The organism is Pseudomonas sp. 44 R 15, from assembly GCF_900004965.1.
GTDB lineage: Bacteria > Pseudomonadota > Gammaproteobacteria > Pseudomonadales > Pseudomonadaceae > Aquipseudomonas > Aquipseudomonas orientalis_A.
Window position 1 is genome coordinate 106,628 of record NZ_CVTU01000090.1, and the last position, 7,412, is coordinate 114,039.

Sequence of the window (7,412 nt, forward strand, 5' to 3'; positions counted from 1 at the left end):
CTGGAACAATGTCGGCCACTTTTCATGCGGTTTTCTCGAGGTCGCTCCGGTGCAGATTCAGGGTCATTACACGCTCCAGTTCGAAGCGGTACGTGAAGCGTTTGCCGCATTGTTCGATGACCCTCAGGAGCGCGGTGCCGGGCTTTGCATCCAGGTCGGCGGCGAGACGGTTGTCGACCTGTGGGCCGGCACCGCCGATAAGGACGGGACCGAAGCCTGGCACAGTGACACGATCGTCAATCTGTTCTCCTGCACCAAGACCTTCACTGCCGTCACCGCCCTGCAGCTGGTGGCCGAAGGCAAGCTGAAGCTGGATGCGCCCGTGGCCGATTACTGGCCGGAATTTGCCGCAGCGGGCAAAGCGTCCATTACCTTGCGCCAGTTGCTCTGCCATCAGGCCGGGCTGCCGGCGATCCGCGAGATGCTGCCCATCGAAGCCCTGTACGACTGGCAACTGATGGTCGATACCCTGGCGGCCGAAGCGCCGTGGTGGACACCCGGCCAAGGCCATGGCTACGAGGCGATCACCTATGGCTGGCTGGTCGGTGAACTGTTGCGCCGTGCCGATGGGCGCGGGCCTGGAGAGTCTATCGTGGCGCGGGTGGCGCGGCCGTTGGGGCTGGATTTTCACGTGGGCCTGGCGGACGAAGAGTTTTACCGTGTCGCCCATATAGCCCGCAGCAAGGGCAATATGGGCGATGCTGCGGCACAACGGTTACTTCAAGTAATGATGCGTGAACCCACGGCAATGACTACACGTGCATTTGCCAATCCGCCGTCTATTCTGACCAGCACTAATAAACCCGAATGGCGGCGTATGCAGCAACCCGCGGCAAATGGTCACGGTAATGCACGCAGCCTGGCCGGCTTTTATAGTGGTTTATTGGACGGTAGTTTGCTGGAAAGCGACATGCTCGAACAATTGACCCGCGAGCACAGTATCGGGCCGGATAAAACCTTATTGACCCAAACCCGTTTTGGCCTGGGTTGCATGTTGGATCAACCGGAGTTGCCCAATGCTACGTTCGGCCTTGGTCCGCGCGCATTCGGGCATCCGGGGGCAGGGGGCTCGGTAGGGTTTGCCGACCCTGAGCATGATGTAGCCTTCGGTTTTGTGACTAATACCCTGGGGCCCTATGTACTTATGGACCCACGGGCTCAGAAGTTGGTCGGAATATTGGCCGGTTGTCTATAAACCCCTTGCTGTTTCACAATTTTTTGTTACAAAGGCACGTATAAGAAGACGCTGAACGCAATGATGTAACTTCAATGTTCTTTAAGCGTCTGGTTAACGGGGCATGTGGCCCCTTGGTTTTTTCTCATTTTGTGGATATCTCATGTTATCGAACAAGTCCTTGGCACTGGCGCTGTGCCTCACTATTACCGGCTGTGCACAAACTCCACAAAATGATGCCGAAGGTGGGCACTGGTGGTCATTTGGATCAGATAAGGCTGCTACCAAGGACGCAGTGACCCAGACCGACGCCAAGCCGGATGCCAAGCCCGCCGCCGATGCCAAGCCTGTTGCTGACGCCAAGCCCGCTGCCGACGCCAAGCCTGTCGCGCCTGTCGCCGCAGCGCCTGCTCCGGCAGCCAAGAGCGACACTGGCTTCAACTGGTGGCCATTCTCCGCCAAGAGCGCCGACGACAAGGCCGCCGAGGCCAAGGCCGACCTGAAAGCCGACCTCCAGGCCGCTACCCCGGCTCCCGTGGCCAAGACCGACACCGAAGCCCACTGGTGGTGGCCGTTCGATACCAAGCCCAAGCCACTGGCCAAGGTCGATGTGACCAACGTGCCGATGCCCGATCCAAAAATCACCCAGGCCTGGCTGGACGATTACGAGCCACGCCTGCGCGCCGCGATCAAAGACAGCAACCTGCAATTGGAACGTCGCGACAACGTACTGGTGGTGATTGCCCCGGTAGATGGCTCTTACAACCCGAAACGCCCGGCGATGCTGCTGCCGGTGACCCTGGGTCCGTTCACGCGCGTCGCCAAGGCCGTTGAAGCCGATCCAAAGACCGCCGTACTGGTTCTGGGCCACGTTGATGCCACCGGCAGCGCTCCGGCCAGCCAGGCGCTGAGCAAGGAACGTGCGCAGTCGATCGCTTCGATTTTCAGCCTCAGCGGTTTGAAGCAGGACCGCCTGATGCTGCGTGGCATGGGCGACCTGATGCCGCGTGCCGCCAATGACAGTTCCCAGGGCCGTGCGCTGAATCGTCGCATGGAAATCATGTTCACTCAGCGTACAACTATGTTGGCGCTGCTGAGCCAGTACAACTCGGGCAAGACTCCGCCTGTGGCTGAAATGGTCGCTGTGCAGGATGTTCCCGCACCGGCCCCGGCGGCAAAAGCCCCGGCCAAGAAAGCGCCGGCCAAGAAAGCCGCCGCCAAGCCGGCTGCCAAGTCAGCCGCTAAAAAGGCCCCGGCCAAGCCGGCTGCGAAGAAACCGGCTGCGACCAAAGCCAAGGCTGCTGCACCGGCGAGTAACGACCAGGCGAAAAACTGATCCGTTGAACCACAAGGATAAAGCCGCATGACCCAGGCACTGGCCGATATGCGCCGTGACTACACACGGGACGGTTTGAGCGAGGCCCAGGCCCCGGACGAGCCGTTGGCCTTGTTCCACCAGTGGTTCGCCGATGCGGTGAAAACCGAGCAGGCACCGGTGGAGGCCAATGCCATGACCCTGGCGACGGTTGACCAGGACGGTCGGCCGCACTGTCGCATCCTGTTGCTCAAGGGCCTGGATGCACAGGGCTTTACCTTCTTTACCAACTATCAGAGCGCCAAGGGTGAGCAACTGGCGGCGCGGCCGTTCGCGGCCATGACCTTTTTCTGGCCGACCCTCGAGCGCCAGGTGCGTATTGAAGGGCGCGTGGTCAAGGTCACGCCTGAGGAGTCGGATGCTTATTTTCAGGTGCGCCCCCTGGGCAGCCGCCTGGGTGCGTGGGCATCGCCGCAGAGCAAGGTCATTGGTGATCGCGAAGAACTGCAGCAACTGCTCAAGGCGACTGAACAACGTTTCAGCGACACCCAGCCCGATTGCCCCGAGCATTGGGGAGGCTATCGTTTGTTGCCGGAGCGCATCGAGTTCTGGCAAGGCCGCGCCAGCCGACTGCATGATCGCCTCAACTATCGGCTGCAAGGGGGCCAATGGACGCGCGAGCGTCTTGCGCCTTGAGCGTCGCCTTTCGTCATCTCATCTGAATCATGTCCTGTGCGCCGAAGTCTTTATGTACGAGATTTCGGCGTTTTCGGCTGTACGACTACACTGATCAACCAGGCTATGGCATGGTGCGGCTTAGCTACCGTTCGTCGAATCCTGTGGTACCGACAGTCTGTACTCAGGCTGAATGAAAGCACTTTTTTGCCTGGCTTGCCGTGACAGGCGCCAAGCCGCAGCGTTTAATGAATACCTGTCCTTTGGAGTTGATGCTATGCGTAAGTCTGTTTTACTAGTTGCCTGCTTTACTACCCTGTCCTTGCTGTTGGGTGGCTGCGCCTCGAGTCTGACCGGCGACTCCTACTCCCGTGACGAGGCGCGTCGCGTACAGACCGTTCGCATGGGCACCATCGAATCCCTGCGTCCGGTGAAAATCGAAGGCACCAAAACCCCAATCGGCGGCGCTGCGGGTGCAGTCATCGGCGGCGTTGGCGGCAGCGCCATCGGCGGCGGCCGTGGCAGTATCGTCACCGCTGTGATCGGCGCGGTGGCCGGCGGCCTGCTGGGTTCGGCCACCGAAGAAGGCCTGACCCGCACCCAGGGCGTGGAAATCACCGTTCGCGAAGACGACGGCAGCATGCGCTCCTACGTACAAGCCGTGCAGGAAAATGAAATTTTCCGCATTGGCGACCGCGTACGCATCATGACGGTTGACGGTACCAGCCGCGTTACCCGCTAAGCGGTCAGCGAAAGGCAAAGAAAAACCCCAACCGGGTGACTGGTTGGGGTTTTTTGTTTAATGGGCCGTGATCTTACCGTCTAAAAAATCCTAATTGCGCATAATAAAAAACCGCCTTAGTAGGGCGGTTTTTTATCGCAAGGCCATATCAAGCTAGCCTTGCAGGCTCACAGAACGCAATGACATGGTCGGAATATTACTGCCGGCTGCGGTATCTGGCAAGAAGCCGTTGTAAAGCAGCACTAGCGCTTCTGATACTTTTTTTGTCAGAAAGAAATTGAAAATAAATAACAAAATTCGCCGTGCGCTTGGTCACGCCTTCGGCGGGCCGCTCAGTTAGTATCGACGCCGTTCTACGTTCGTCATCCTGTGAGTAGGCCGGGTCAATGAGCAAGTTTTTGGACCCGCCGCCACGGGCTAGTAATCCGTGCCGGATTGATGCGGAGGGCCCGTCAACCCTGCCGCCTCATAGAACGCAATGACAGCATTCGAAGGCCCACGTGTTCCGGTAAGTGCGCTGGAGGTAAGGCCCAACGCTTGGAGGGCCGAGTATGTCTAAGTTTGCACGACGTACGTGGAACCTCGTAGTGAATGCCCTGCGTGTTTATCACGTATGGGTATTCCTGCGGGACAGCTTCGATGACCTGTAAGGTCTGAGAAGTGGAGCCGCCTCGATTCAGTTCGAGGCGGCTTTTTGCTGTTTGGATATCACCCGACTAGGCGGTGACGGCTTTCTTGCGACTCGCCATCGCCGTCACCGCATAACCGATACACGCCGCCAATATCGAACCGGTCAGAATCCCCATGCGATCCTCGCCGGCAAACTCGCTGACGCCCGGTACGAACGCCAGTGAGCCGACAAACAGGCTCATGGTAAAGCCGATACCACACAGTATCGCTACCCCCAGCACCTGGCCCCAGTTAGCGCCGCTGGGCAGTGAGGCGATGCCGGTCTTGATGGCCAGCCAGGTCAGGCCGAACACACCGATGGTCTTGCCGATCAACAGGCCGGCGGCAATGCCCATGGGCACGTGGTGGGTAAAGCTCTCGAGGCTGACGCCGGTGAGGGACACCCCGGCGTTGGCAAACGCGAACAGCGGCAGGATGGCGTAGGCCACCCACGGGTGCAGGGCATGCTCCAGGGTCAGCAGGGGCGAGGTTTCGGCATTACGGGTGCGCAGTGGAATGCAGAACGCCAGGGTCACCCCGGCCAACGTGGCGTGCACGCCGCTCTTGAGTACGCACACCCACAGGATCAGGCCGATGATCAGGTACGGCCCAAGCTTGACCACACCCAGGCGGTTCATCGCGATCAAGGCGATCAGGCAGGCCGCTGCGCCTGCCAGGGAAGCCCCGGACAGGTCGGCGGAATAGAACAGCGCAATGACGACAATGGCGCCCAGGTCGTCAATGATTGCCAGGGTCATCAGGAACAGTTTCAGCGACACCGGCACACGCTTGCCCAGCAGTGCCAGGACGCCCAGCGCAAAGGCGATATCCGTGGCCATCGGTATCGCCCATCCGGCGAGGGCCGCAGGGTTGTCCTTGTTCAATGCCCAGTAGATGAGCGCGGGTACGACCATGCCGCCGATCGCCGCCGCACCCGGAAGCACCACCTGCGACGGTTTGGACAGGTGACCGTCGAGCAGCTCGCGTTTGACCTCCAGACCGATCAGCAGGAAGAACAACGCCATCAGGCCATCATTGATCCACAACAAGGCGGGCTTGGCGATTTGCAGCGCGCCAACCTGGGCCACCACGGGCGTGTCGAGAAAGGCGCCGTACAGGTGCGACAAAGGTGAGTTGTTGATAATCAGCGCCAGGGCAGCGGCAGCGATCAGCAACAGACCGCTGGCGGCCTCCAGCTGGAAGAAACGGGTGAAAGTGCTACGCAGAGGCAAGGGATGCTCTCCAATCCAGGTTCAATAGGTGCGTACCCTAACCCGTACCGTTAGTTGTTAAAACAAAAGTTATATTCTTATTTGTTATAAGCATTCGGTAGAGCTGGCGTTGCGTCTAAGCCTAGCAATTGTGTGTCCAATTGAGTCGTTACTGTATCTGTGTGCAGTGTAGGAAACCCCCTAATATCAGGCCCAAATCCTTAGAGAAGTCTCGTCATGAGCGACCACCGTCCCTGGGCCCGCGAAGCCATTCGTATCATTGAAGCGGATTTTCAGCGCAGCGCCGACACCCACCTGATCCCGTTGCCATTGCCGGGCTTGCCGGGTATCGAGCTGTACTTCAAGGATGAGTCCAGCCACCCGACCGGCAGCCTGAAGCACCGGCTGGCGCGTTCGCTGTTCCTGTACGCGTTGTGCAACGGCTGGCTGAAGCCGGGTGCACCGGTGATCGAGGCTTCCAGCGGTTCGACGGCCATTTCCGAAGCCTATTTCGCGCGCCTGCTCGGCCTGCCGTTCATTGCCGTGATGCCCGCCACCACCTCCCAGGAAAAGATCGCCCAGATTGCCTTTTATGGCGGCAAGAGCCACCTGGTGCAGGACCCTACGCAGATCTATGCCGAGTCCGAACGCCTGGCGCAGGAAAGCGGCGGGCACTTCATGGACCAGTTCACCTACGCCGAGCGCGCCACCGACTGGCGCGCGAACAACAACATCGCCGAGTCGATCTTCCAGCAGTTGCGTTTCGAGCAACACCCGGAGCCCAGTTGGCTGATTTCCAGCCCCGGCACCGGCGGTACTACCGCGACCCTGGGACGCTATGTGCGCTATCGCCAGCATTGCACCCGCGTGCTGTGTGCCGATGCCGAACGTTCGGTGTTTTTCGATTATTACCTGAGCGGCGACGCCAGTCTGCGCCTGGACTGTGGCTCGCGGATCGAAGGCATTGGCCGGCCACGGGTCGAGGCCTCATTTTTGCCTGCAGTGATCGATGCGATGGTCAAGGTGCCGGATGCGCTGTCCCTGGCAGCCATGCATTACCTGGCCGAGCGGTTGGGGCGGCGAGTGGGGGGCTCCAGCGGGACGAACCTGATCGGTGCACTGGTGGCTGCGCAACAGATGAAAGCGGCGGGGGAGTCGGGGTCGATCGTGGCGATTCTATGTGATGGGGGAGAGCGCTATGCCACCACTTACTACGATCAGGCGTGGCTGGCGGGGCAGGGCTATGACTTGCAAGGGTTGATCGCGGCCGTTGCGGCAAGTGTCGAGCAGGGAGAGTCACTGCCCGACAGCATCCTGCGCGCCAATATCTGAAACACCGCAAACCAAATGTGGGAGGGGGCTTGCCCCCGATTGCGGTGTGTCAGTCAAAGAGGCTCCGACGGAACCACTGCTATCGGGGCATAGGTATCTACACAATTGTGGTGCGAAACCGCACCTGTGGCGAGGGAGCGGACGCGTATCTACCTGACGCTCCGAGGTCCAAATGTGGGAGGGGCGGTGCGACGATTCGACTTGCCCCCGATGGCGGCCTCTGGGCCGACCAGGATGTTGGATCAGATCGAGTACATATCCGTTTCTGCGGTCACGGCCACTTAGGGTTCCGCC

6 protein-coding genes are annotated in these 7,412 nt (G+C 59.9%); 5 read left to right on the top strand and 1 reads right to left on the bottom strand.

Annotated features, from left to right (window positions below):
- Positions 1-49 precede the first annotated feature (49 nt).
- The 4 genes from BFP93_RS12785 to BFP93_RS12800 all read left to right on the top strand — a co-directional run bounded on the left by BFP93_RS12785 (position 50) and on the right by BFP93_RS12800 (position 3,906).
- Positions 50-1,195 (top strand): serine hydrolase domain-containing protein, encoded by a 1,146-nt coding sequence (locus tag BFP93_RS12785; RefSeq protein WP_065893398.1) that lies wholly within the window; start codon positions 50-52, stop codon positions 1,193-1,195.
- Between the two features lie 142 nt (positions 1,196-1,337).
- Positions 1,338-2,510 (top strand): OmpA family protein, encoded by a 1,173-nt coding sequence (locus tag BFP93_RS12790; protein ID WP_083205661.1) that lies wholly within the window; start codon positions 1,338-1,340, stop codon positions 2,508-2,510.
- Positions 2,511-2,537: 27 nt separating this feature from the next.
- Entirely contained in the window at positions 2,538-3,185 is a 648-nt protein-coding gene (pdxH, locus tag BFP93_RS12795; protein ID WP_065893400.1) for a pyridoxamine 5'-phosphate oxidase, read from the top strand.
- A gap of 256 nt (positions 3,186-3,441) precedes the next feature.
- On the top strand, positions 3,442-3,906 hold the full coding sequence (locus BFP93_RS12800; protein ID WP_065886131.1) for a glycine zipper 2TM domain-containing protein: 465 nt from the start codon (positions 3,442-3,444) through the stop codon (positions 3,904-3,906).
- A 716-nt stretch (positions 3,907-4,622) separates the two neighbouring features.
- On the opposite strand, the gene nhaA is transcribed toward BFP93_RS12800, so the two are convergent.
- On the bottom strand, positions 4,623-5,807 hold the full coding sequence (gene nhaA, locus BFP93_RS12805; protein ID WP_065893401.1) for a Na+/H+ antiporter NhaA: 1,185 nt from the start codon (positions 5,805-5,807) through the stop codon (positions 4,623-4,625).
- A gap of 216 nt (positions 5,808-6,023) precedes the next feature.
- Here nhaA and BFP93_RS12810 point away from each other — a divergent pair, with 216 nt between their 5' ends.
- Positions 6,024-7,118: a PLP-dependent cysteine synthase family protein gene (locus BFP93_RS12810; protein WP_065893402.1), complete on the top strand. Its 1,095-nt coding sequence runs from the start codon at positions 6,024-6,026 to the stop codon at positions 7,116-7,118.
- The last annotated feature ends 294 nt before the right edge of the window (positions 7,119-7,412 follow it).

What these genes read in the sequence shown, in the direction of transcription:
- BFP93_RS12790 (WP_083205661.1), top strand. Translation starts at nt 1,338, where the DNA reads ATGTTATCGAACAAGTCCTTGGCACTGGCGCTGTGCCTCACTATTACC.
- pdxH (WP_065893400.1), top strand. Translation starts at nt 2,538, where the DNA reads ATGACCCAGGCACTGGCCGATATGCGCCGTGACTACACACGGGACGGT.
- BFP93_RS12800 (WP_065886131.1), top strand. Translation starts at nt 3,442, where the DNA reads ATGCGTAAGTCTGTTTTACTAGTTGCCTGCTTTACTACCCTGTCCTTG.
- BFP93_RS12810 (WP_065893402.1), top strand. Translation starts at nt 6,024, where the DNA reads ATGAGCGACCACCGTCCCTGGGCCCGCGAAGCCATTCGTATCATTGAA.